Here is a 24,020-nt window from a genome sequence, read left to right on the forward strand (position 1 = left end):
CCCTCAATCCTCTTCGCCCAGCGCCTCCAGCAAATCCTGCGCCGGGACAAAGAACAGCCCGCCGGTGACGGCGCGGCTGAAGTCCAGCAGGCGGTCGTAGTTACCTTCCGGGCGGCCGATGAACATATTGGTCAGCATCTGCTCCGTCACCGCAGGGCTGCGGGCGTAGCCGATGAAGTAGGTGCCGTATTCCCCGCGCGAAGGGGTGGCAAAGGGCAGGTTGGCCCGCAGGATGGCCAGTTCGTTGCCGTCTTCGTCCTCGATCACGTTCAGGGCGACGTGGGAGTTGCTGGGCTTGACGTCGTCGGGCAGTTCGATGTCGTCGTGCTTGGTGCGGCCCATCACGCGCTCCTGCTCCTCGGTGGTCAGGGCATTCCAGGCGTCCATGTCGTGCAGGTACTTTTGCACGATGGCGTAGCTGCCCCAGGCAAATTCCGGGTCTTCTTCGCCGATCAGCGTGGCTTGCAGCGCGGCGCGGCCTGCGGGGTTTTCCGTACCATCGACAAAGCCGACCATGCTGCGGGCGTCGAAGTAGCGAAAGCCATGCACTTCGTCCACCGGCTGCACGGCTGCGCCCAGGGCACGCATGGCCTGCATGGCCAGTTCAAACGTCATGTCTGCGGCCTGGGCGCGGATGTGCAGCAGCAGGTCGCCCGGGGTGGCGGGGGCGTGGTGTCTGGCCCCGCGCACTGCTTGAAAAGGGTGCAGGCCAGCGGGCATGGCCCGGTCAGGGAACAGGCGCTGCCAGGCGTGGGCACCGATGCCGACCACCATCGTCAGGCGGTGCTGTGCCCAGCGGTGGCCGACACTGCGCGTCAGCCCGGCGGCGTTGCCCAGGAAGTCGCGCACGCTAGCTTCCGCCGCTGCGCCGGGGGCAATGTTCAGGACGATGAAGTGTGCGGCTTCGCCTGCCGATGCGGTCACGGCCTGGGGTTCGGGCAGGGTGTGGGCGGGGCAGGTGGCGGTCATAAGCAATCTTTCGGTTTCAGCGGTGGCTTGCGCGGGGGCGGGGCGGCACCTGGGTTGGGGGGCGGCGCTCAGGTCTGGCGGTCGGCCTCGGGGTTGAACGTCCACTGGCGTTGCGCGGCAAACACGGCGTTGGGGTACTGGGGCTTGCCCCGGCTGCCGTTGTAGCGGCCCAGGGCCATGTACATGTCGCCCTTTTCGCGCTCCAGGTAGTGGCGCAGGATGACGCAGCCAAAGCGCAGATTGGTCTGCATATGGAACAGTTTGCCGGGGTCGCCGTCGCCAATCACCCGCGTCCAGAACGGCATGATCTGCATATAGCCGCGTGCCCCGGCGTGGGAGATGACGAATTTGCGAAAGCCGCTTTCTACCTGGATCAGCCCCAGCACCAGGGACACTTCCAGCCCGGCGCGGGTGGCTTCGTACCACAGGGTTTGCAGAAAGTCGCGGCGCACTTCCCAGTCGGGCATGCGCTTGCGCAGCCTGTCGCTGGTGGCGGTCAGCCAGCGCAGGTAATGCAGCCGTGCGTCGGTGGAAGCAAAGATGGGTTCGGGCGGCGACAGTTCGCTCACCGCCGCCCGCAGGGCCGAACGCACGGCGTCGATCAGAGGCTCTTCCAGCTGCGCCCCGGCCCGGGCAGGCAGGGCGTGCAGCGCGGCCCAGGTGGCGGCGCCCAGCATGCAGCGCCGACGGCTCAGAACCGCTGCTGGCCCCATGCGGCTTACAGGCCCAGCTTGGCCCGCAGTTGCGGCACCACTTCGGCCAGTGGCAGGGGCGTGGCAGCGGCATCGCGGCGGTGCTGGTATTCGACCAGGCCGTCTTTCAGCCCCCGATCGCCCAGCACCACGCGGTGCGGCACGCCGATCAGCTCCCAGTCGGCAAACATGGCGCCGGGGCGCTCGCCCCGATCGTCGAGGATGACGTCCACGCCCAGCACGAGCAGTTCGGCGTAGAGCTTTTCGGTTTCCTGCCTGACCAGCTCGCTGCGATCCATGCCGATGGGGCAGATCACCAGGGTGAAGGGCGCGATGGCATCGGGCCAGATGATGCCGCGGGCATCGTGGTTCTGCTCGATGGCCGCAGCGGGCAGGCGTGTCACGCCGATGCCGTAGCAGCCCATTTCAAACAGTGTGGGCTTGCCGTTCTCGGCCAGGAAGGTGGCGTTCATGGCTTCGGAATACTTGGTGCCCAGGTAGAACACGTGACCAATCTCGATGCCGCGCTCGATGGCCAGCACGCCTTGCCCATCGGGTGAAGGGTCGCCTGCGACGACGTTGCGCAGATCGGCGACCAGCTCGGGTTCGGGCAGGTCGCGGCCGAAGTTCACGCCCCGGATGTGGAAGTCTTTTTCATTCGCGCCGCAAATCCAGTCGGCCATGACGGCCACTTCGCGATCGACCACCAGCTTGACCGGTTTTTGCAGGTTCAAAGGCCCCAGGTAGCCGGGCTGGCAGCCGAAGTGCTCCTCGATTTCGGCCACGCTGGCAAAGCGGAAGTTGGCCAGGCCGTCCACCTTGCCGACTTTCACTTCGTTCATGTCGTGGTCGCCGCGCAGCAGCAGCAGCCAGACCTGGGTTTTGACCACTTCGCCCGCTTCGTTGGAGGTGTCGGTGGCCAGCACCAGGGATTTGATGGTGCGCGAGAGCGGCAGGCCCAGCTGGTCGGCCACGGCCTGGCAGGTGCTGTTGCCGGGGGTGGCGATTTTTTCCAATGCCTCGCGGGCCGCAGGACGCGGGCCGGCGGGCGGCAGGCTTTCGGCCTTTTCGATGTTGGCGGCGTAATCGCTGTGGGGGCAGTAGACGATGGCGTCCTCGCCGGTGGCGGCGATCACCTGGAATTCTTCGCTCAGGTCGCCGCCGATGGCCCCGCTGTCGGCCCGCACGGCACGGTATTGCAGGCCGAATCGGTCAAAGATGCGCTGGTAGGCTGCCCGCATGGCCTGGTAGCTGATCTGGGCGCTGTCGCGGTCCTTGTCGAAGGAATAGGCGTCCTTCATGATGAACTCGCGCCCGCGCATCAGGCCAAAGCGCGGGCGGCGCTCGTCGCGGAACTTGGTTTGAATCTGGTACAGGTTCTTGGGCAACTGCTTGTAGCTCTTGAACTCCTGGCGGGCGATGTCGGTGACGACTTCCTCGCTGGTCGGCTGGATGATGAAGTCGCGCCCGTGGCGATCCTGGATGCGCAGCAGCTCCGGCCCCATCTTGTCGAAGCGCCCGGTTTCCTGCCACAGCTCGGCGGGCTGCACCACCGGCATGGTCACTTCGATGGCCCCGGCGCGGTTCATTTCCTCGCGCACGATGGCTTCCACCTTGCGGATCACGCGCAGCCCCATGGGCATGTAGGTGTAGACACCTGCGCCCAGTTTTTTGATCATGCCCGCGCGGGTCATGAGCTGGTGGCTGACGATCTCGGCGTCAGCCGGGGCTTCCTTCAAGGTGGAGATGAGAAATTGCGAAGCTTTCATAGCAAGAGCAGGCCAGGGCGCAAGGGATGGGTGAGCAGGAAATGGGCCTGCCCCGCTTGCCGAAGGCAAGGGGGCAGGCATAATGAACCCAACTTGAAAATTGGGGTTTGATTATGCTTGACCGGGACGGATTTCGCCCAAATGTCGGCATCATCCTGCTCAACCAGAAGAACCAGGTGTTCTGGGGTAAACGCATACGCACACACAGTTGGCAATTTCCGCAAGGTGGCATTGACCGGGGCGAATCGCCCGAACAGGCCATGTTCCGGGAACTGCACGAGGAAGTCGGGCTGCAGCCCGAGCATGTGCGCATCGTCGCCCGCACCCGCGACTGGTTGCGCTACGAGGTGCCAGACCGATTCATACGCCGCGAAGCCCGCGGCCACTACCGCGGCCAGAAGCAGATCTGGTTTCTGCTGCAGCTGATGGGCCACGACTGGAACCTGAACCTGCGGGCCACCGACCACCCCGAGTTCGACGCCTGGCGCTGGAACGATTACTGGGTACCGCTGGATGTGGTGGTGGAGTTCAAACGCGGCGTCTATGAAATGGCGCTGACCGAGTTGGCCCGTTTTCTGCCGCGTGGCGAGCAGCCGCGCAACCGCTACCTGCGTGGCGGGATGCGCAGCCGTGAAACGGGGCGTGATGCCGCGCCCGCTGCCGAACCGGCCCGCAACGCCTTGCGCACACCCTGGGCGCCGGGCGGGGCGACGATGGAGCTGCCTCCGGGGGCCAGCTTTGACCCGGAGCCGCCCAGCGCGAGCTGACGGTATTTGCCAACGGCCCTGCGGGGCCGTTGGTGTTGGCGGGTATTTTTAGAACGATCGTTCTTTTATTTGCCGGTTTTGGCTACACTGGCGTTTCTTACTTATTCTTTCTGGAGACTTGCCATGTCCGATCTGCACGCCGCGTTTGACGATGCCGTAAAAAATTCCACTGCCTTGAGCGAGCGCCCCGACAACGCCACCCTGCTGAAAATCTACGCGCTGTACAAGCAGGCCACGGAAGGCGACAACGAAGCCAAAAAACCCAGCTTCACCGACATGGTCGGCCGCGCCAAGTGGGATGCCTGGGAAAAGCTCAAAGGCCAGAGCCTGGATGAAGCCAAGCAAGGCTACATCGACCTGATCACTTCGCTGCGTTAAGCGCAAGCACCATGGAAGCGGCCCTGCGGGGCCGTTTTTTATGGCCGTCCAGGCCGCTGCTGACACTACACTCGCCCCAAGGAGCAGCTATGAGCGGTTTGAGTTTGATGTTGATGATCGGTATTGGCGTGTTCTGGCTCCAGACCAGCGAACAGCGCCGCCGTGTGGGCTTGCTGGCCAAGCACCTGGCGCCCACCCAGGTGGAAAAAATCCTGGGCACCCTGATCGACGGGTATTTGCAAGCCCTGGAAGAAAAAGACCCGCAGCGCCAGCAGCACGCCTGGGAGGTGCTGACGCGCCAGGAGCAGCAACTGGTCGAGCAGTTCCAGCGGTTTGTCGACGGTTTTGCCAAGGAAAGCGCCGAGGACACGCGGGTGAGCACGCTGCCGCTGTCCCTGCCGTTTTTTGACCGCTTGTTTCCGGCCTACACCTTTGACATGCGCAAGGCGCTGGCGCTGCACGCCGAGGCAATTCGTGCCGCCTGTGCCCCGCCGGAGGTGCAGGGCGATGCGCGGCGTGACCTGGCCTTTACCATGACGGCAGAACTGCTGCTGATGCAGCACACTTGCCACTGGTTCGGCAAGACCCGCACGATTGCTTCGGTTCGGCTGCTCACGCGGCACAAGACACAGTATGAGCAGGTGCTCGAATCGGTGCAGCCCGGCACCCGGCGGGCTTACCTGAAGTTGATTGGCAGCGTGGCCTAAGCTGGGCACAATCGACGAAAAGTATTTTTCACAACGTTTAGAAAGGGGGCCCTTATGTATACCTTCCAATCCCGCGCAGCCGCTGATCTGCTCATGCTGGAGGCCACGGCCAAGCACATCCTGCAATTGCTGGACAAAACACCGGGAGAGCCAGGCATCATCACCGTGGCCCAGATTCCGGCGGCGTTGCAGACGCTGGCCGAGGCAGTCGAAGCCGATGAGGTGCGCCGCAAGGCGCTGGAGGCTGCGGCCCAATCCCCGGATGTCGCCGTCAGTGCCAAGGCCGGGGCGGAGTCTGCCGAGCTGGGCGCCATCAGCCTGCGCCAGCGCGTGGCGCCGCTGGCCGAGATGCTGCGGGCCAGCCTGGCCGAGAGCAAGGACGTGACCTGGCAGCCCAAGAAATAAACGGCAGCCTTCCAGGTAAAAAAACCGCTGCAAATTTTGCAGCGGTTTTTTTATTGCTGTCGGGGCGGCGTGCTTAGAACGTGTTTACGATCTCGGCGCGAAGGGGGGCGGGAAGCGGATCGGGATGGGCTGCTAGACGCAAACCGCAGCCATAGCGGTGCTATGGCGAGGATTTGCAACGACGCAGACCGCCCGAGGCCGCGACTGCACACCCGCGCGGAGATCGTGAACAGGTTCTCAGTCGTAGCTGCGGGCGTCCTCGATGACCTTGCCATCGTTGGGCAGGCGGCCCGGGTGGTGGAACTGCACCTCGCAGCGCAGTTTCGTCACTTCCCGCACGGCATCCTGCAGCGATTGCACCAGGCCGGGGGCGGTTTCCAGCGTTTCGACGTGCAAGGTCATGGTGTCGTTGGCCATGGCGCCGGTGACGACCAGGCGCACGCGCTGGATTTGCGGGAAGCGCTTGGCCACGTCCACGATCTGGCCGGGCTGGACGAACATGCCGCGCACCTTGGTGGTCTGGTCGGCGCGGCCCAGCCAGCCTTTGATGCGGACATTGGTGCGGCCTGTGGGGCAGGTGCCGGGCAGGATGGCCGAGAGGTCGCCGGTGCCGAAACGGATCAGCGGGTAGTCGGCATTCAGGGTGGTGATGACCAGTTCGCCCACTTCGCCTTCGGGCACGGGGTCGCCGGTGCCGGGGCGCACGATTTCCACGATCACGCCTTCATCGACGACCAGCCCTTGCCGGGCTTCGGTTTCGTAGGCGATCAGCCCCAGGTCGGCGGTGGCGTAGCACTGGTAGCCGGTGACGCCGCGCTCCTGCAGCCATTGCTGCAGCGAGGGGGGGAAGGCTTCGGCCGACACCATGGCCTTGCGCAGGCTGGGCAGCGGGGTGCCCATGGCCTGGGCTTTTTCCAGGATCAGTTTCAGGAAGCTGGGCGTGCCGATGTAGCCGGCGGGCCGCAGTTCGGCCATGGCCTGCACCTGCTGCTCGGTCTGGCCGGTGCCGCCGGCAAACACGGTGCAGCCGATGGCGTGGGCGCCGTTTTCCATCATCGCCCCGGCGGGGACGAAGTGGTAGCTGAAGCAGTTGTGGATGAGTTCGCCGCTGCGAAAGCCGGCGGCGTAGATGGCGCGGGCCATGCGCCAGTAGTCGCGGCCCTGGCCCTCGGGTTCGTAGATCGGGCCGGGGCTGGCGAACACGCGCGGCATGGCCGGGCCGAAGCCGTGCGTGGCAAAGCCGCCGAAGGGCGTGCTGGCACGCTGGGCCTGCTGGCGCTCCAGCAACTGGTATTTGCGCGTGACGGGCAGTTGGGCCAGGGCGGCGCGGCTGGTGATGCTGGCGGCATCGACGCCGGCCAGGATGTCTGCAAAGGCGCTGCTGTGCGCCTGGGCGTGGGCAATCTGCCCTGGCAGGGCGGCCAGCAGGGCGGCTTCGCGCTCGGCAGGGCTGCGGGTTTCAAGGGTGTCGTAGAACGGTGAGGACATGGGCGTTTCTCGCAAGGAGGGAAAGTGAGCGCAAGCCGATCGGGGTGCTGCGGGAGCTGATGGTGGTGCAGATTGTCAGGCCAACCAGCGTTTGCGGCGCTTATAACTTTTCACATCCTTGAAGCTCTTGCGCTCGCTGCCGCCGACGCCCAGGTAGAACTCCTTGACGTCCTCGTTGCTGGCCAGTTCCTGCGCCGGGCCGTCCATGACGATGCGCCCGCTTTCCATGATGTAGCCGTAGTCGGCGTATTTGAGCGCCATGTTGGTGTTCTGCTCGGCCAGCATGAAGGTGACTTTTTCCTTCTGGTTGAGGTCTTGCACGATGTTGAACACTTCTTCGACGATCTGCGGCGCCAGCCCCATCGACGGCTCGTCCAGCAGCACCATGCGCGGATTGCTCATGATGGCGCGGCCAATGGCGCACATCTGCTGTTCGCCGCCGGAGGTGTAGGCGGCCTGGCTGGTGCGGCGCGTTTTCAGGCGCGGGAAGTAGTTGTAGACCTTCTCCAGGTTGCGGGCGATCTCGGCCTTGTCGGTGCGGGTGTAGCTGCCGGTGAGCAGGTTTTCCTCGATCGTCAGGTGGGCGAAGCAGTGGCGGCCTTCCATGACCTGCACGACGCCGCGCTTGACCAGGTCGGAGGGCGAGAGGTTCTGGATTTCCTCGCCTTCCAGCGTGACGCTGCCCTTGGTGACTTCGCCGCGCTCGCCCTTGAGCAGGTTGGAGATGGCCCGCAAGGTGGTGGTCTTGCCGGCACCGTTGCCGCCCAGCAGGGCGACGATGCCATGTTCCGGTACCTTGAGCGAGACGCCTTTGAGCACCAGGATGACGTGGTTGTAGATGACTTCAATGCCATTGACTTCGACCAGCGATTGGGCCGCAGGGGTTGCTGTACTCATACCATCACCTAAAGATTTATTGATAGCTGCAAGCGCTTGTGTTTAAAGCGCTTGCAGATGTTTAACTATCCAAATGGCTTGGATAGTGCGGAAGTAGCTCTTTTATTTACAGTCACGCACCTGGATGTTTTTCTCCTTGGCGTATTTCTCGCCGTATTCCTTGACCAGAGGATCGACGATGCTCTTGTCGGCCTGGTACCAGTCGGAGACGACTTCGAACTTGTTGCCGTTCCATTGTGCGATGCGGGCCCAGTCGGTGCCCAGGTGGTTCTCGCAGCTGGTCTTGACCGGGCGCAGCACCTTGCCAAAGCCCAACTCGTTCAGGCGTTCCTGCGTCAGGTTCAGGTTTTCCAGGCCCCAGCGCACTTGCTCGGAGGTCATGGTCTTGCCCTTGCCGAACTTCTCCTGTGCGGTACGCACGGCTTCGACCTGCAGCATGGCGATCACCATGCCGCGGGTGTGGGCCAGCGAGCCGACGCTCTTGCCGTCCTTGGAGGCACCATCGCCCTTGTCGTACACCATGGTCTTCAGGTCGCTATGTACCTTGTCGTGTTCGGCGGTGTTGTGGATGGTGATGGTGTTGTAGCCCTTGGCGCCTGCGCCGATGTCGCGCACGTCATGCTCGGAGCCGGCCCACCAGATGCCGTACATCTTGTCGCGCGGGTAGCCGGTGGCCTGGGCTTCACGCACGGCGGTCGGGGTCATGACGCCGGCCGACCACAGCAGCACGTAGTCAGGTTTTTGCTGGCGCACTTGCAGCCAGGTGGATTTCTGTTCCACGCCAGGGGGGGTGACGGGCAGTTTCAGCAGCTCGAAGCCTTCCTTGGCAGCCCGTTTTTCCAGCAGTGGAATCGGTTCCTTGCCGTAGGGCGAGTCGTGGTAGACGAGGGCGATCTTCTTGCCCTTCAGGCTGCCTTTTTCCTTTTTCAGGATGTCCTGAATCATGGAATCGGCGGCCGTCCAGTAGTTGCCCAGCAGCGGGAAATTCCACTCGAACACCCGGCCATCGGCCGATTGCGACAGGCCGTAGCCCGGGGTCACGATGGTGGTCTTGTCGCCCGGCGCCTTGTCGCTGACGGCAAAGGTGATGCCGGTGGACTGGGTGTCGAAGCTGCCCGAGCCGTTGGTGCGGCTCTTCAGGCGCTCGTAGCACTCCACGCCCTTGCCGGTGTCGTAGGCGGTTTCGCATTCTTCGAAGGTGATCTTGACGCCGTTGATGCCGCCCTTGGCGTTCACCAGCTTCAGGTAGTCCTGCTTGCCGTCGGCCCATGGAATGCCCAGCGGCGCAAACTGGCCGGTGCGGTAGACCAGCAGCGGCATGAATTGCTCCTCGGCAGCGTGGGCGGCCGGACTGGCCAGCAGGGCACCCATGCTGGCCGCAACGGTGGCAGTCGCCAGGGCAATGGTTTTGAATTTCATGACAGTCTCCTTAGGGTGGGGCGGTAGCCCCGGTTAGCGGCACTCTGGGGTGTCGTGGTTAAAAACAGTTAAAAGTGCCTGAAACGTAATGTCTGCAAGCGTCGGCAGCATTTTTGCAGGCTGCCAGCGCTGTTCGGGGTTAGTGCGGGAAGGGCCAGACGCGCAGCTTCTGCCGGGCCGTGGCCCAGAGTTTGGCCAGACCGTGCGGTTCGACAATCAGGAAGAACACGATCAAGGCGCCAAAAATCATGTGCTCCAGATAGGTGGCCGTGGCCGTCGAAATCGGCAGGCCCAGCCAGTGCGGCACGTGGTTGAGCAGCAGCGGCAGCAGCACGAAGAAGGCCGCGCCGAAGATGCTGCCCACGATGGAGCCGAGGCCGCCGATGATGATCATGAACAGCAGTTGCAGCGAGCGGTCGAGGCTGAACGCCGCCGGCTCCCAGGCGCCCAGGTGGACGAAGCCCCACAGCGCCCCGGCAATGCCCACGACGAAGGAGCTGACCGCAAAGGCCGACAGCTTGGCGTACACCGGGCGGATGCCGATCACGCTGGCGGCCACGTCCATGTCGCGCATGGCCATCCATTCGCGGCCCACCGAGCTGCGCACCAGGTTCTTCGTCGCCAGTGCCAGCACGGTCAGGATGGCCAGGCACAGCAGGTATTTCTCCATCGGCGTGTCGATCTGCCAGCCGGCAATCTCCAATGCGCGGGCGCTGACGGAGCCGGAGGAGGAGTTGTTCGTCACCCAGGCGGCGCGGGTGGTCAGCCAGTCGACGAAGAACTGTGCCGCCAGGGTGGCCACGGCCAGGTACAGGCCGCGAATGCGCAGGCTGGGCAGGCCGAAAATCACCCCCACCACCATGGCGCACAGCCCGCCGCCGATCAGGGCGAGCAGCAGCGGCATCCCCTCGAAACGCACCTGGAAGTTGTATGCCGCGTAGGCACCCACGGCCATGAAGGCACCGGTACCCAGAGAGATCTGGCCGCAGTAGCCGACCAGGATGTTCAGCCCCAGCGCTCCCAGGCTCATGATGACGAAGGGAATCAGGATGGCCTGAAAGGTGTAGTCGCTGGCCAGCAGCGGGACGGCGACGAAGGCCACGGCCAGCAGGGCCAGGATGGCGTAGCGGTCCTGGGAGACGGTGAAGATCTGCTGGTCGGCAGCGTAGCTGGTCTTGAATTGACCGTTTTCACGATAGAACATGTTGTTTTTCCTCCCGGCTTACACGCGGTCAATGATCTTGTCGCCAAACAAACCCTGGGGACGCACCAGCAGGAAGCACAGTGCCAGGCCATAGGCGAACCAGGTTTCGATGCCTCCGCCCACCATGGGGCCGAGGTACACCTCCGAGAGCTTCTCGCCCACGCCGATGATCAGGCCGCCGATGATGGCGCCGGGCAGGGAGGTCAGGCCCCCCAGAATCACCACCGGCAGCGCCTTGAGGGCCACCAGCGACAGCGAATACTGCACGCCCAGCTTGCTGCCCCAGATGATGCCGACCACCAGGGCCACGGCCCCGGCCACCGACCAGACGATGACCCAGATGCGCGACAGCGGAATGCCGATGGATTGCGCAGCCTGGTGGTCGTCGGCTACGGCCCGCAGGGCGCGGCCCGTCTTGGTTTTCTGGAAGAAGATGCTCAGGGCTGCCACCATGACGGCAGCAATGCCGGCGGCAAACAGGTCTTCCAGGCTGATCATCACGCCGCCTTCGAAGGTGGACTCCATCAGGAACACCGGGTCTTTGGGCATGCCCACGTCGATGTTGTAGACCTCCGAGCCGAACACCATCGGCCCGAAGCCGTCCAGCAGGTAGGCAATGCCCAGCGTGGCCATGAGCAGGATGATCGGCTCCTGGTTGACCAGGTGGCGCAGCGCCAGGCGCTCGATCAGCCAGGCCACCACCACCATGCTGGCCAGCGTGACCACGATCGCCAGCAGGTTGCCCAGCAGGCCCGGCTCCATGCCCAGCCAGCTCGGAATCCACTCGGCAAAACGGGCCATCACCAGGGCGGAGAACAGCACCATCGCCCCCTGGGCGAAGTTGAAGACGCCCGAGGCCTTGAAAATCAACACAAAACCAATCGCTACCAGCGCGTACAGCGTGCCCACCATCAGGCCGCCGAACAGGGTTTCCAGAAAGAATGCCATGTTGTTCGCTCCTTGTTCTTTCAGTGGGAGGTGCCCAGGTAGGCACGGATCACGTCTTCGTTGTTGCGCACTTCGTCGGGCATGCCGTCGCCGATCTTCTTGCCGTAGTCCAGCACCACGACGCGGTCGGAGATGTCCATCACCACGCCCATGTCATGCTCGATCAGCACGATGGTGGTGCCGAATTCTTCGTTCACGTCCAGGATGAAGCGGCACATGTCCTGCTTCTCCTCCACGTTCATCCCGGCCATCGGCTCGTCGAGCAGCAGCACCTGCGGCTCCATGGCCAGGGCGCGGCCCAGGTCCACGCGCTTTTGCAGGCCGTAGGGCAACTGGCCCACGGGCGTCTTGCGGTAGGCCTGGATTTCCAGGAAGTCGATGATGTTCTCGACGAACTCGCGGTGCGCCAGCTCCTCGCGCCGCGCCGGGCCAAGATGCAGCGCCTGCAGGAGGATGTTGCTTTTCATCTTCAGGTTGCGCCCGGTCATGATGTTGTCGATCACGCTCATGCCCTTGAACAGCGCCAGGTTCTGGAAGGTGCGGGCCACGCCCATTTCCGCCACCTGGCGGCTGTTCATGTGCGCAAAGGTCTGGCCGCGGAAGGTGATCGAGCCTTCGCTGGGCGTATAGACGCCGTTGATGCAGTTGAGCATCGACGACTTGCCGGCACCGTTGGGGCCGATGATGGAGCGGATTTCATGCTCCCGCACGTTGAATGAGATGTCGGTCAGCGCTTTCACGCCGCCAAAGCGCAGGCTGATGTTCTGGATGTCCAGAATGACATCGCCGATTTTCTTGTCCGTCATGGCATTGGCCTTTTCTTGGGCAATGGGGGAAGGGGGCTGTGGAGCGCCGGCAGCGGCGCGGTCATGTTCCAAAACAGCGGCGTCGGTCATGGGGTTCCCGGGGCAAGGCTCAGGCGGCCTGACGGGCGGCGGGATACACCTGCCCTTCCAGAATCTTCAGCGTGGCGCTGACGCTGCCGGTACGCCCGTCCTCGAACTTCACCTGGGTTTCGATGAACTGTTCGGTCTTGCCGCTGTACAGCGCATCGATCAGCACGCCGTACTTGTCCGCGATGAAGTTGCGGCGCACCTTGCGGGTGCGGGTCAGCTCGTCGTCGTCCGGGTCGAGTTCCTTGTGCAGCACCAGGAAGCGGGCCACCTGGGTGTCGGCCATGCCCTCTTCGGCGGCCAGCCCGGCATTGACCTGGCGCACGCAGTCGGCCACCAGCTCCAGCACTTGCGGCTTGGACGCCAGATCGACGTAGCCGCCGTAAGGGATGCCCTGGCGCTCGGCCCAGTTGCCCACGGCTTCGTAGTCGATGTTGATGAAGGCGCAGACCTTGTCCTGGCCGTTGCCGAAGCACACGGCTTCCTTGATGTGCGAGAAGAACTTGAGCTTGTTCTCGATGTAGTTGGGCGCAAACATGGCGCCAGTGGACATCTTGCCCACGTCCTTGGCGCGGTCGATGATGCGCAACTGGCCGTTGGCACCGATCACCCCGGCGTCTCCGGTCTTGAAGTAGCCGTTTTCATCGATGACCTCGGCCGTGGCGTCGGGGCGCTTGTAATACTCCTTGAGTACCGAAACGCCTTTGAGCAGCACCTCGCCGTTGTCGGCAATTTTCAATTCGATGCCCGGGGCTGCCTGCCCCACGCTGTTGATGTCCACCTGGCCGTCGCGCTGCAGGCACACGTAGGCGCAGGTTTCGGTCTGGCCATACAGCTGCTTCAGGTTGATGCCGATGCTGCGGAAGAACTGGAACAGCTCCGGCCCGATGGCCGCGCCGGCGGTATAGGCCACGCGGATGCGCGACAGGCCCATGGCGTTGCGCAGCGGCCCGTAGATCATCAGGTCGCCCAGCCAGTATTTCAGCCGGTCCACGGTGCCGACGCTCTTGCCGTCCAGAATGTCCGAACCCACGCGCTTGGCCACGTTCATGGCCTTCTGGAACAGCCACTGCTTGAATGCGGCGGCATCTTCCATGCGGATCGATACCGAGGTCAGCATCCCCTCGAACACCCGGGGCGGGGCGAAGTAGTACGTCGGGCCGACCTCGCGCATGTCGATGCTGACCGTGGCCGCCGATTCCGGGCAGTTGATGGTGAAGCCTGCCACCAGCCACTGGGCGTAGGAGAACAGGTGGTCGCCCACCCATGCCGGCGGCAGGTAGGAGATGACGTTGTCGTTGGGGCCGAGCTTGTCCACCTCCACCCCGCCTTTGGCCGAGCCGATGAAGTTGGCGTGCGTCAGGCACACGCCCTTGGGCTTGCCCGTGGTGCCCGAGGTGTAGAGGATCACCGCCACATCCTCGGCCTGCACGCGCTGCTGCATGTTCTCCCACACGCCGGGGTGGTCGCGGTCCCAGGTCTCGCCCAGCTTTTTCAGCTCGGCGGTGCTGATCAGGCCCGGCTCCTCGTATTTGCGCAGGCCGCGCGGGTCGTCGTAAATGATGTGGGTGATGCCGGGCACGGACTCGCGCACTTCCAGCAGCTTGTCCACCTGTTCCTGGTCTTCGGCAAAGGCGAACTGGATGTCGGCATCCTGCACCACGAAGGCCATTTCCTGCGCCACGGCGTCCTGGTACAGCGGAATCGGGATGGCCCCCAGGCTCTGCACGGCGGCAAAGCCCATGTAGACGTGCGGGCGGTTGTCGCTCACAAAAGCCAGGTTCTGGCCCCGTGCCAGGCCCAGCGCAGCCAGGCCACAGGCCATGTGGCGCACATCCCTGGTCACGTCGGCCCAGCTCCAGGTCTGCCAAATGCCGTACTCCTTTTCACGCAGCGCCGGTGCCTGGGGGCGCTGGGCGGCATGTTCTAGGAGCAGGTGCGGAAAAGTGGTCGCCATGGCGGTTCCTCGCAAACGATGTTCTGGAAGGTGTGCAGTCAGTTTCGTGTCAAAAAGTCTGATTTGCACCGGATTTCCAACAATCGTAGTGGCGAGTTTGACGTTATTGTGTCCTTTTGACGACTTTCCTAGGGAAACTTCTTATCGGGTTATCCTGCTGTGTATCTGTGCCATCTGCTTTTTACTGTGGTTTATTTTCATCATTTGCAGGGGTGAATGGCGGAAAAACGCCGCACCCTGTGGCAAACCCTAGGGGACAGGGCCGACATCTGCCCCGATGCTTACCGTTTATGAGTTCGATACCTTCTTTGTACCAACGCAGACGCTCTCCCACCATGCAGGAATTGGGCAGCATTCCCTGGTTGCGCCTGCTCCAGCCCCATGAGCGTGACCGGGCCGTCAGTTCCTTGCAGATCTCGCAGGCCATGCCTGGCGAACACGTCTGCGTGCTGGGGCGGCAGGTGACGTACTGGTTCGGCCTGACCGACGGGCTGCTGAAAATGAGTTCGGAAAACGCCCAGGGCGTCAGCATGACCTTTGCCGGACTGCCGCCGGGCGGCTGGTTTGGCGAAGGCACCTGCATCAAGCGCGAGCCGTACCGCTACAACGTGCAGGCGTTGCGCAAAAGCGTGGTGGCCGGGCTGCACATCGACACCTTCCACTGGCTGCTGGACAACTCGCTGGGCTTCAACCGCTACATCATGAGCCAGCTCAACGAACGCCTGGGCCAGTTCATCGCCGCGCGGGAGATCGACCGCCTCTCCAGCCCCGACCTGCGTGTGGCCCGCAATCTGGCAGCGCTGTTCAACCCGGTGCTTTATCCCTATTGCGGCAATGCCCACGTGCTGCGCATCACCCAGCAGGAACTGGCCTACCTGGTCGGCCTGTCGCGCCAGCGCGTCAACGAGGCGCTGACCACGCTGGAGGCCGCTGGCGCCATCCAGGTCGAATACGGCGGCGTGCGCGTTCTGGACCTGGAAGCGCTGCGCACCGGCGTGTTCCCGAGCCGCAAAACCGCCCCGCCGCAGATGGCCGCCATCGGCGCCTGAGTGCCCGAGTGCGGACAAGGACAGGGCGGCGCAGCGACAATACCCGCCTTCCTTTGCCCAGAGATGGCCATGCCTCCTTCCAAACCACGATCCTCTTCCGGCCCCCGTCCCGGCCCACGTCCCGCCCGCCGGGATTTTTCTGCTTCTGGCCCCCGGCGGGAGGGGGAGCGTGGCCCGCGCCAGGAAGGGGAACGCGGCCCGCGTGGCGACCGTCCGCAGCGCAGCGGTGACCGTTTCGAGCGTGGGGGCGAGCGCCCGCAGCGCCGTTTTGACAACGACCGCCCCGGTTTCCGCAAAGACGACCGTGGCCCGCGCCGCGACGGCGACCGTCCGCAGCGCGGCGGTTTCGGCCCATCCGATGGCCGCCCCAGCTTCCGCCGCGCCGATGGCGAGCGTCCGCAGGAACGCCGCTTTGAAGGTGGTGAGCGCCCGCAGCGCCGTTTCGACAACGATCGTCCCAGCTACCGCAACGATGACCGTAGCCCGCGCCGCGATGGCGAACGTCCGCAGGAGCGCCGCTTTGAAGGCGGTGAACGTCCGCAGCGCCATTTCGAGAACGACCGTCCCAGTTTCCGCAAGGACGACCGAGGCCCGCGCCGTGACGGCGAGCGCCAGGAGCGCGGCGGTTTCGGTCAAGCCGATGGCCGCCCCAGCTTCCGCCGTGCGGATGGCGAGCGTCCGCAGGAACGCCGCTTTGAAGGCGGTGAACGTCCACCACGCCGTTTCGACAACGACCGTCCCAGTTTCCGCAAGGACGACCGAGGCCCGCGCCGTGACGGCGAGCGCCAGGAACGCGGCGGCTTCGGTCACGCCGATGGCCGTCCCAGCTTCCGCCGTGCGGATGGCGATCGTCCGCAGGAACGCCGTTCTGAAGGTGGCGAGCGTCCGCAGCGCCGTTTCGACAACGACCGCCCCGGCTTCCGCAAGGACGACCGAGGCCCGCGCCGTGACGGCGAGCGCCAGGAACGCGGCCCGCGCAGCGACCGTCCGCAGCGTGATTTTTCCGACCGTCCGCCACGCGGCGACTTTGATCGTGCTGCGCAGCGTTCTGCCGCTGCGCCGGAAGGCGAACAGCGCGGCCGGGGCAGCATCCGCACCTACCGCGCCCCGGCCAGCCTGAAAGGCAAGGCCGCGCCGATCAAGGTGATCCGCCCGGAAGACAAGCCCCCGGAGTCCGCCGATCAAGGCTTTCGCAAACGCAAGCCGCGTTCTGAATAAATAGCGCCTTGCGCTGATAAACAAAGGGTTTCAGATAAAAAAATATCTGAAACCCTTATTTTTAGCGCGGCAACAGCTCTTGTTTTAGGTGTTTCGCCACAACACATCCGGCCCGATTTCCTCCAGCGTGGCGCAGCCCAGTTGCGCCATCGCCAGCTCCAGTTCGCCGCGCAGCAGGTGCAGCATGTGCGCCACACCCAGCCACCCGGCGCAGGCCAGGGCGTGCAGTTGCGGGCGGCCTACCAGCACGGCGCTGGCGCCCAGGGCCAGGGCTTTGACCACATCGGTGCCCCAGCGCACGCCGCTGTCCAGCAGCAGCGGCACTTGCACGGCAGCGGCAATGGCGGGCAGCGCCTCGATGGGGCTGACCACGCCGTCCAGCACTCGTCCGCCGTGGTTGGAGACGATGAGCGCATCCACCCCGCAATCCACCGCTTGCCGTGCCTGCTGCGGGTGCAGCACGCCTTTGAGGATGAAGGGCAGGCGCGTGTGCGCCCGCAGCCAGCGCAGCTCGTCCCACGTGGGCGCTTGCTGCGCCAGGGGCGTGCCGAACAGCGGCGGGCCGTCGATGCTGCCGGCCTGTTGGCGGCTGGGCACATGGCGCAGATTGGCAGCGGCCACGCCCGGCGGCAGGGCAAAGCCGGAGCGCTTGATGCTGGCATCCACCGTCCAGACGATGGCTTCGTAGCCTGCGCTTTCGGCCCGCTGCACCAGCTCTAGCGTGTGCGAACGCTCGGCCTGGGAATAGAGCTGGAACCACAGCGGGCCGCGCCGCTGCAAGGCGTGGCGGGCGTGCTGCGCCTCCTGGGCGATGGCCTCCAGTGTGTGGCTGCTCAAGGTGCTGACCAGCATTCCTGCCTGCAAGGCCGTGGCGGCACGCACGCTGGCCAGTTCGCCTTCCGGGTGTGCCAGGGTCTGGTAGGCCACGGGAGCCAGCAGGATCGGATGCTCCAGCGGCTGGCCCAGCAGCATCTGGCGCGTGTGGGCGCCACTCAGATCGGCCAAGGGCCGGGGCACCAGGCGCAGCGCATCGAAGGCGGCGCGGTTGTGCGCCAGGGTGAGCTGCTGGTCGGCCCCGCCCTGGATGTGCTGCCAGGCGCTGGCTTCGATGTGGTGGCGGGCCTGCTGCTCGTAGTCGGGCAGGCTGGCGATGTGCGCCGGAATCTGGTTGGCCGCAGGCTGCACCGGCTGGCCCAGGATGTTCAATGCCGCGCTCATGTCTGCGACCACATGCGCAGCAGGTTGTGGTAGGTGCCGGAGAGGGCGGAGATTTTCGGATGCTCCGGGCAATCGGCGCTCAGGGACTGGATGCTTTGGTCCAGATCGAACAGCAGGCGGCGCTTTTCCGCCGAGGCAATCAGGCTTTGCGCCCAGAAAAACGAGGCGTAGCGCGTGCCTTGGGTGACGGGGTTCACCCGGTGCAGGCTGGTGCCGGGGTAGACGATGGCATCGCCCGCCGCCAGCTTCACGCTTTGCTGGCCGAAAGTGTCTTCCACGATCAGTTCGCCGCCCTCGTATTCGTCGGGGTTGCTGAAAAACACGGTGGTCGAGACATCGGTGCGCAGCTTGGTCGCCGTGCCGGGAATGACGAACAGCGCGTTGTCGATGTGGTTGCCATAGGTGCCGCCGCCTTCGTAGCGGTTGAAGCGCGGGGGCAGCACCTTTACCGGCAGGGCGGCGGCCAGATACAGGGGATTGCGGGCCAGTTTGTCCAGCACGAACTCGCCCAGGGTTTTGGCTTCGGCGCTGGCCAGCGGCAGTTGCAGATTCTGTTTCACCTGCGCGGCCAGATGGCCGGCGGTGGCGCGGCCATCTTCCCACTGGGCTTGTTCCAGGGTCTGGCGGCAGGTGGCGACTTCTTCGGGAGTGAGCAGGGCAGGGATACGCAGCAGCATGGCGGTGGTCAAGGATGAATGATGGAAACGATTATTGTTTGCGCAAAAAACCCCGCCGCCCAGGCAGGGCTGCGGGGTTTGTGCGTGGGGGCTGACGCAGGTCAGCTTCAGTAGGCGATCTTCAGCGTGGCCACTGCGGAGCGGCCAGCGCCGATGTTGGCGTAGTGCGGGGAACGCACGCCGGTGTAATACACCTTGTCGGTCAGGTTGTACAGGTTCAGTTGCAGCGCCATGTTCGGCGTGAACTGGTAGCTGGCCATGGCGTCGTAGCGGGCGTAACCGCTGGCACCCTTGGTCACGATGCCGCCATCGACGGTGCTACGGATGTACGAGGCGTTCACGCTGCTTTGTGCGTACACACCCAGACCCAGGGTCAGTTTGGACATGGGCTTGTAGCTGGTCCACAGGCTGAAGCTGTGCTTGGGCGTGTTCTGGAAGGGCTGGCCGTTCGAGGTTGAGGACGTACAGACTAATGGCGTGCCCGAGCAGGTCTGCCCTGCATCTTTTTGCTTGCTATCCATATAGGTGTAGCCGCCAAATACGTCCAGGCCCGGCAGCACGCTGCCGGTAAAGCCCAGTTCGATGCCGTTCACCACCTTGTTGCCGCCCATGTAGGTGATGCCGTTTTCCGTGATGCGGACATTGGTCACTTCATTGCGGAAGATGGCGGCGGTCAGGCCCAGGTGGTTGTTCAGCACATCCCACTTGGTGCCCAGCTCGATGGAGCGGGTTTTTTCGGGTTGCAGATCGGCCAGGGCGTCCGTGGTGATGCCCAGGTCTTCGTTGCCATTGCCCAGCGAGGAGCCGCCAGGGCGCGATGCACTGGCCAAATTCACATAAATACTGCCATTGCGGGCAGGCTTATAGACCACACCCAGTTGGTAGTTGAAGAGGGTATCCGTGCGTGATTGATCTAAAGCTGCTGTCGTGTTGCCGGTAATGGGGTGGGTATATTGGGGCGCGGCGGTGGAGACTTTGTAGTGATCCACCCGCAGGCCGCCATTGAGCAGCCATTGTTCGTTGAGCTTCAGCGTATCGAAGCCATACAAGGCTACCGTGTCAATTTTGTTGGTTGTGGTGCGGCCTTTTACCCAGGCATATTGCCAATTGGCACCGCTGTTGGGGTTGTTCAAGTCTGCGCACCAGGGGGTAACGGCAGTGCAATTGCTGGTGGCATTGTCTTGAATGGCCCCAGAGCGAATGTCGGCCTTTTCTTTCGCCAGTTCTAAGCCCACCGCAAAGCTATGCCCCACGCTGCCGGTTTGTGCCTGGCCGGTGAATTCGGTCACGTTTTGCAAGGTGGTGGTTTCCGAATCGCGGAAGTTGCCACGGCGCCAGACAAAGCCTTTATCGACGTTGCCCTTGCTGTCGTCCGGCTGCGTCCAGACATAGTCCTGCGTGGACTTGCTATAGCGCAGGGTGTTGCGCAGCTTGTTGGTGTCGCTGAATTTGTGTTCGACCGAAGCCGTGAATAAATCGCTTTTTTCTTTCTGGAAATCGCGGTTGTCCAGGCCGTACCAGTTTTTGCGGCTGTTGCCGTATTCCGGGCGCACCGTGCTGCCGCCGGGCAGGTTGGCTGCTTGGGTGTTGCTCCAGCGGTAGGGGATGCCGCCATCAGGCACATCATCGGTTTGCAGGTGCTGCCAGCCCAGGGTGATTTCGGTGGGCGTGCCCATGCCGAAGGTCACGGTGGGGGCAATGCCCCAGCGTTTGTTTTCGGGGCCGTTGCGGCCCGGCACGTCGGCGTCGTGCGCCATGGCGTTCAGGCGCAGGCCCACGGTGTCGGACAGCTTGCGGTTCAAGTCCAGCGTGGCACGCTTGTAGCTGTCGGTGCCCAGACCCACGTCGGCCTTGAGGAAGTTCTCGTTCTTGGCCTTTTTGGTGGACAGGTTGATCGAGCCGCCCGCACCGCCGCGCCCGGCGTAGGCCGAATCAGCGCCTTTGATGACTTCGATGGCTTCCAGGTTGAACACTTCGCGCGTGCCGGCGGCGATGTCGCGCATGCCGTCGACGAAGGTGCTGGCTTGCGCATCCATGCCACGGATGAAGGCTTGGTCGCCGGTGGGGTTGCCGCCTTCGCCATTGCCGAAGGTGATGCCGGGGGTGGCTTTCAAGGCGTCTTGCAGGCTGGTTGCGCCAGTCTGTTGCAGGACTTCCTCGGTAATGACCTGCACGGTCTTGGGCGTATCGACCAGCGGCGCGGTGAATTTGCCCGACGGTGCAGTGTCGGTTTTCATCGCACTGGTTTCGCCTGTGACGGTGACGGTGGAGAGGGTGTTGGTGGCCGGGGCCGATTGCGCCAGGACATTGGCGCTGACCAGGGTCAAACCAGCAGCTAAGGCCAGTTGCGTGAGTTCGCAGTGCAGGCCGGGTTTGCGGTTTTCTGACATGGGTGGGATGGGTTGGAGAGATGGATGAAACGAGACTGCTCCACCAAAGGCACCTTGAAAAGCGCCCTGGAAAAAGGCGCAGTCCCGCTGCAAATTTTATTCATTAATAAGAATGATTGCCTTTATCTATATCAATATTGTTGCTTCTTGGCAACGGATGGCCCTGGCGGGGCGGCCCTTGAAATGCGGCATGCCGCCCCTAATTGCAGCGGCGTTGCCGACGCGGGGTCGGCGCTTTTTTTGCTGAGTTACACCTTATGAGTCAACATACCCATTCCTTCCAGGCAGAAGTGGCGCAACTGCTGCACCTGGTCACCCATTCGCTGTATTCCAACCCCGAAATCTTCCTGCGCGAGCTGGTGTCCAACGCCTCGGACGCCTGCGACAAGCTGCGCTTTGCGGCGCTGGGCGATGCCAGCCTGTACGGTGACCAGCCCAATCTGGAAGTGCGCCTGTCCTTCGATGCCGCTGCCAAAACGCTGACGATTACCGACACCGGCATCGGCATGAGCGAGCAGGAGGCCATCGACCACCTGGGCACGATCGCCAAGAGCGGCACCAAGGCGTTCATGGAGCAGCTTTCGGGCGACCAGAAGTCGGATGCGCAGCTCATCGGCCAGTTCGGCGTGGGGTTTTACTCGGGCTTCATCGTGGCCGACAAGATCACCGTGGAATCGCGCCGCGCCGGGCTGTCTGAGGCGCAGGGCGTGCGCTGGACAAGCACCGGCACGGGCGACTTCGTGACCGAGACCATCACCCGCACGCAGCGCGGCACCAGCGTCACCCTGCACCTGCGCGAAGACCAGCAGGAGTTTCTGAACGCCTGGAAGCTCAAGCAACTGGTCAGCAAATACTCCGACCACATCAGCCTGCCCATCCTGATGGAAAAAGAGGAATGGAAGGAAGGCGCGAACGAGGGCGAACCCGGCGGCATGGTGAAAACCGGCGAATGGGAAACCGTGAACAAGGCCAGCGCCCTGTGGACGCGGGCCAAGAAGGACATCAGCGCCGAGCAGTACCGGGAGTTCTACAAAAGCATCAGCCACGATCACGAAGACCCGCTGGCCTGGGCGCACAACCGGGTGGAGGGCAATTCGGAATACACGCAGCTGCTCTACATCCCGGCCAAGGCGCCGTTCGACCTGTATACCCGCGACAAGCACGCGGGCGTGAAGCTGTACGTCAAGCGCGTGTTCATCATGGACGACGCCGAGGCGCTGCTGCCCCAGTACCTGCGCTTTGTGAAAGGCGTGATCGACTCCGCCGACCTGCCGCTGAACGTCAGCCGCGAGCTGCTCCAGGAAAGCCGCGACGTGCGCCTGATCCGCGACGGTTCGGTCAAGCGCGTGCTGTCGATGCTGGAAGACCTGGCCCGCCACGACAAACACGATGCGGCTGCCGATGCCGACGGCAATGCCGACAACGTAACCGACGTGGTCAGCGAGGAGGACAAGGCCAAGGAAGGCAAGTACACCCGCTTCTATGCCGAGTTCGGCCCGGTGCTGAAAGAGGGGCTGGGCGAGGACTTCGCCAACCGCGAGCGCATCGCCAAGCTGCTGCGCTTTGCCTCCACCACCAGCGATGCACCGACAGTGGGCTTTGCCGATTACAAGGCACGGATGAAGGAGGGGCAGGAAGCCATCTACTACATCACCGCCGACACCCTGGCGGCCGCCAAGAACAGCCCGCAGCTGGAAGTGTTCAAGAAAAAGGGCATCGAGGTACTGCTGATGACCGACCGCGTGGACGAGTGGGCGCTGAACTACCTGCAAGACTTCGACGGCACGCCGCTGCAAAGCGTGGCCAAGGGTGCGGTAGACCTGGGCAAGCTCCAGGACGAGGACGAAAAGAAAGCCACCGAGGAAGCCGCCGAAGCCTTCAAGCCCCTGCTGGCCAAGCTGAAAGAGGCGCTGAAGGACAAGGCCGAGGACGTGCGCGTGACCGCCCGCCTGGTCGATTCGCCCGCCTGCCTGGTGGTGCAGGACGGCGACATGAGCAGCCAGCTGGCCCGCATGTTGAAGCAGGCCGGGCAGGACGTGCCCGGCAGCAAGCCGGTGCTGGAGGTGAACCCGGAACACGCGCTGGTGAAGAAGCTGGACGGCAGCGTGCATTTCCACGACCTGGCGCACATCCTGTTCGACCAGGCGCTGCTGGCCGAAGGCGGGCACCTGGAAGACCCGGCGGCCTACGTCAAGCGGGTGAATGCGCTGCTGGTCTGATGGGCCTGAACCGGAACTGAAACCGGAATCGAAAAACCTGCCCTGGCGTGCCACGGCAGGTTTTTTTACGGTCATGTGCTATTTAATAAGAAGCTTCTTCCGATGATAAATAAACGATTTCCATATAAAACATATTTGAAATCCTTTATTTGTCAGCGGTAGAAGCTCCTTAAAGAATAACAAGTCAAAAAAAACCGCTGCCCAGGAGCTGGCACAGCGGCATCAAGAAGGGAAAGGGGAAAAAGGCAGCGGCAGGTCAGACCTGCATGTTCATCACGTCGGTGTAAGCCTGCACCAGACGGTTGCGCACGTGCAGCGTGGCCTGGAAGCCGATTTGCGCCTTCTGCATGGCAACCATGGTTTCTTCGAGGCTGACGGCGGGGTTTTCCAGCTGCACTTCGCGTTGCAGGTGGCTGGAGTGATTTTGTGCGGCGCTGACCGAGCGCAGGGCGTTTTCCAGTGCGGAGCCGAAGCCGTGCCCTTCGGCCTCGGCGGATTGCAGGGGTTTGGTCAGGCGGGCGGCGGCATCGGTGGTGCCGCGCAGGGCGGACAAGGCGCTTTGGGTGTTCTGAATACGCAGATCCATGGTGGACTCCCTCGGGAAAAATGGACGCAGGAAATAGCTAACTTGGCCGCAATCGTAAGCATTCAGGGGGTGCGCCAGCGGCGGAAATAAGTGGGCAAAGGGGCGCCTTATCGTGTGAATGGCGGCAGGACAAATCCGAATAATCGACTGCACCTTGGGCTGCGTGCCAG

At 63.5% G+C, this 24,020-nt stretch carries 22 protein-coding genes; 8 read left to right on the forward strand and 14 right to left on the reverse strand.

The features are described 5' to 3' along the window. Positions 1-3: 3 nt before the first annotated feature. The 3 genes from ACFO3A_RS05625 to ACFO3A_RS05635 form a co-directional block, all read right to left on the reverse strand. Positions 4-969: a Dyp-type peroxidase gene (locus ACFO3A_RS05625; protein ID WP_377724729.1), complete on the reverse strand. Its 966-nt coding sequence runs from the start codon at positions 967-969 to the stop codon at positions 4-6. Positions 970-1,037: 68 nt separating this feature from the next. Beyond that, on the reverse strand, positions 1,038-1,682 hold the full coding sequence (locus ACFO3A_RS05630) for a lytic transglycosylase domain-containing protein (RefSeq protein WP_377724731.1): 645 nt from the start codon (positions 1,680-1,682) through the stop codon (positions 1,038-1,040). 5 nt (positions 1,683-1,687) lie between these two features. Next, positions 1,688-3,430: a proline--tRNA ligase gene (locus ACFO3A_RS05635; protein ID WP_377724732.1), complete on the reverse strand. Its 1,743-nt coding sequence runs from the start codon at positions 3,428-3,430 to the stop codon at positions 1,688-1,690. A 113-nt stretch (positions 3,431-3,543) separates the two neighbouring features. On the opposite strand from ACFO3A_RS05635, the gene ACFO3A_RS05640 reads away from it, so the two are divergent. The 4 genes from ACFO3A_RS05640 (at position 3,544) to ACFO3A_RS05655 (ending at position 5,687) form a co-directional block, all read left to right on the forward strand. Next, complete coding sequence (locus ACFO3A_RS05640) at positions 3,544-4,197, forward strand: RNA pyrophosphohydrolase (protein ID WP_377724734.1); 654 nt, start codon at positions 3,544-3,546, stop codon at positions 4,195-4,197. A 123-nt stretch (positions 4,198-4,320) separates the two neighbouring features. Then, on the forward strand, positions 4,321-4,575 hold the full coding sequence (locus ACFO3A_RS05645; protein WP_377724736.1) for an acyl-CoA-binding protein: 255 nt from the start codon (positions 4,321-4,323) through the stop codon (positions 4,573-4,575). Positions 4,576-4,664: 89 nt separating this feature from the next. Next, on the forward strand, positions 4,665-5,282 hold the full coding sequence (locus ACFO3A_RS05650; protein ID WP_377724737.1) for a hypothetical protein: 618 nt from the start codon (positions 4,665-4,667) through the stop codon (positions 5,280-5,282). A gap of 54 nt (positions 5,283-5,336) precedes the next feature. Further along, positions 5,337-5,687 carry a DUF1840 domain-containing protein gene (locus tag ACFO3A_RS05655; RefSeq protein ID WP_377724739.1) on the forward strand — a complete coding sequence of 117 codons (351 nt, stop codon included), beginning with the start codon at positions 5,337-5,339 and terminating at the stop codon, positions 5,685-5,687. Between the two features lie 237 nt (positions 5,688-5,924). On the opposite strand, the gene ACFO3A_RS05660 is transcribed toward ACFO3A_RS05655, so the two are convergent. From ACFO3A_RS05660 to ACFO3A_RS05690, 7 genes are all read right to left on the reverse strand, one after another. After that, positions 5,925-7,175: a phenylacetate--CoA ligase family protein gene (locus ACFO3A_RS05660; RefSeq protein ID WP_377724740.1), complete on the reverse strand. Its 1,251-nt coding sequence runs from the start codon at positions 7,173-7,175 to the stop codon at positions 5,925-5,927. A gap of 75 nt (positions 7,176-7,250) precedes the next feature. Then, positions 7,251-8,072, reverse strand: coding sequence for an ABC transporter ATP-binding protein (locus tag ACFO3A_RS05665; protein WP_377724742.1), 822 nt, complete (start codon positions 8,070-8,072; stop codon positions 7,251-7,253). 102 nt (positions 8,073-8,174) lie between these two features. Beyond that, positions 8,175-9,491, reverse strand: a complete 1,317-nt coding sequence (locus ACFO3A_RS05670) for an ABC transporter substrate-binding protein (protein ID WP_377724744.1) — start codon at positions 9,489-9,491, stop codon at positions 8,175-8,177. A 139-nt stretch (positions 9,492-9,630) separates the two neighbouring features. Beyond that, the gene (locus ACFO3A_RS05675; protein ID WP_377724745.1) at positions 9,631-10,695 is read right to left on the reverse strand and encodes a branched-chain amino acid ABC transporter permease; all 1,065 of its coding nucleotides are present in this window, start codon (positions 10,693-10,695) and stop codon (positions 9,631-9,633) included. An 18-nt stretch (positions 10,696-10,713) separates the two neighbouring features. Further along, positions 10,714-11,643: a branched-chain amino acid ABC transporter permease gene (locus ACFO3A_RS05680; protein ID WP_377724747.1), complete on the reverse strand. Its 930-nt coding sequence runs from the start codon at positions 11,641-11,643 to the stop codon at positions 10,714-10,716. A 20-nt stretch (positions 11,644-11,663) separates the two neighbouring features. Beyond that, positions 11,664-12,449: an ABC transporter ATP-binding protein gene (locus ACFO3A_RS05685; protein WP_377724997.1), complete on the reverse strand. Its 786-nt coding sequence runs from the start codon at positions 12,447-12,449 to the stop codon at positions 11,664-11,666. A gap of 109 nt (positions 12,450-12,558) precedes the next feature. After that, complete coding sequence (locus tag ACFO3A_RS05690; protein WP_377724748.1) at positions 12,559-14,493, reverse strand: AMP-dependent synthetase/ligase; 1,935 nt, start codon at positions 14,491-14,493, stop codon at positions 12,559-12,561. A 290-nt stretch (positions 14,494-14,783) separates the two neighbouring features. Here ACFO3A_RS05690 and ACFO3A_RS05695 point away from each other — a divergent pair, with 290 nt between their 5' ends. Continuing rightward, the gene (locus tag ACFO3A_RS05695) at positions 14,784-15,542 is read left to right on the forward strand and encodes a Crp/Fnr family transcriptional regulator (RefSeq protein WP_377724750.1); all 759 of its coding nucleotides are present in this window, start codon (positions 14,784-14,786) and stop codon (positions 15,540-15,542) included. Between the two features lie 69 nt (positions 15,543-15,611). Continuing rightward, positions 15,612-16,760 (forward strand): hypothetical protein, encoded by a 1,149-nt coding sequence (locus tag ACFO3A_RS05700; protein ID WP_377724751.1) that lies wholly within the window; start codon positions 15,612-15,614, stop codon positions 16,758-16,760. Positions 16,761-16,844: 84 nt separating this feature from the next. Here the strand turns inward: ACFO3A_RS05700 and ACFO3A_RS05705 are convergent, their stop codons facing one another. The 3 genes from ACFO3A_RS05705 to ACFO3A_RS05715 form a co-directional block, all read right to left on the reverse strand. Beyond that, complete coding sequence (locus ACFO3A_RS05705) at positions 16,845-17,978, reverse strand: alpha-hydroxy acid oxidase (protein WP_377724753.1); 1,134 nt, start codon at positions 17,976-17,978, stop codon at positions 16,845-16,847. Continuing rightward, positions 17,975-18,655 (reverse strand): Fe2+-dependent dioxygenase, encoded by a 681-nt coding sequence (locus tag ACFO3A_RS05710; RefSeq protein WP_377724754.1) that lies wholly within the window; start codon positions 18,653-18,655, stop codon positions 17,975-17,977. Before ACFO3A_RS05710 ends, ACFO3A_RS05705 begins: the two co-directional genes overlap by 4 nt. Before the next feature lie 107 nt (positions 18,656-18,762). Next, a complete protein-coding gene (locus tag ACFO3A_RS05715) occupies positions 18,763-21,045 on the reverse strand; it encodes a TonB-dependent receptor (RefSeq protein WP_377724756.1) in 2,283 nt (760 codons plus the stop codon). Between the two features lie 24 nt (positions 21,046-21,069). Between ACFO3A_RS05715 and ACFO3A_RS05720 the strand changes: the two genes are divergently transcribed. Together ACFO3A_RS05720 and htpG are read left to right on the forward strand one after the other, a co-directional pair. After that, positions 21,070-21,306 (forward strand): hypothetical protein, encoded by a 237-nt coding sequence (locus tag ACFO3A_RS05720; RefSeq protein WP_377724757.1) that lies wholly within the window; start codon positions 21,070-21,072, stop codon positions 21,304-21,306. Next, positions 21,303-23,264, forward strand: a complete 1,962-nt coding sequence (htpG, locus tag ACFO3A_RS05725; RefSeq protein ID WP_377724758.1) for a molecular chaperone HtpG — start codon at positions 21,303-21,305, stop codon at positions 23,262-23,264. Before ACFO3A_RS05720 ends, htpG begins: the two co-directional genes overlap by 4 nt. 256 nt (positions 23,265-23,520) lie before the next feature. Here the strand turns inward: htpG and fliE are convergent, their stop codons facing one another. Further along, positions 23,521-23,850, reverse strand: coding sequence for a flagellar hook-basal body complex protein FliE (fliE, locus tag ACFO3A_RS05730; protein WP_377724760.1), 330 nt, complete (start codon positions 23,848-23,850; stop codon positions 23,521-23,523). Between the last annotated feature and the right edge of the window lie 170 nt (positions 23,851-24,020).

The sequence above is a fragment of the Comamonas nitrativorans genome, from assembly GCF_042654765.1.
Taxonomy (GTDB): Bacteria; Pseudomonadota; Gammaproteobacteria; order Burkholderiales; family Burkholderiaceae_C; genus Comamonas; species Comamonas nitrativorans.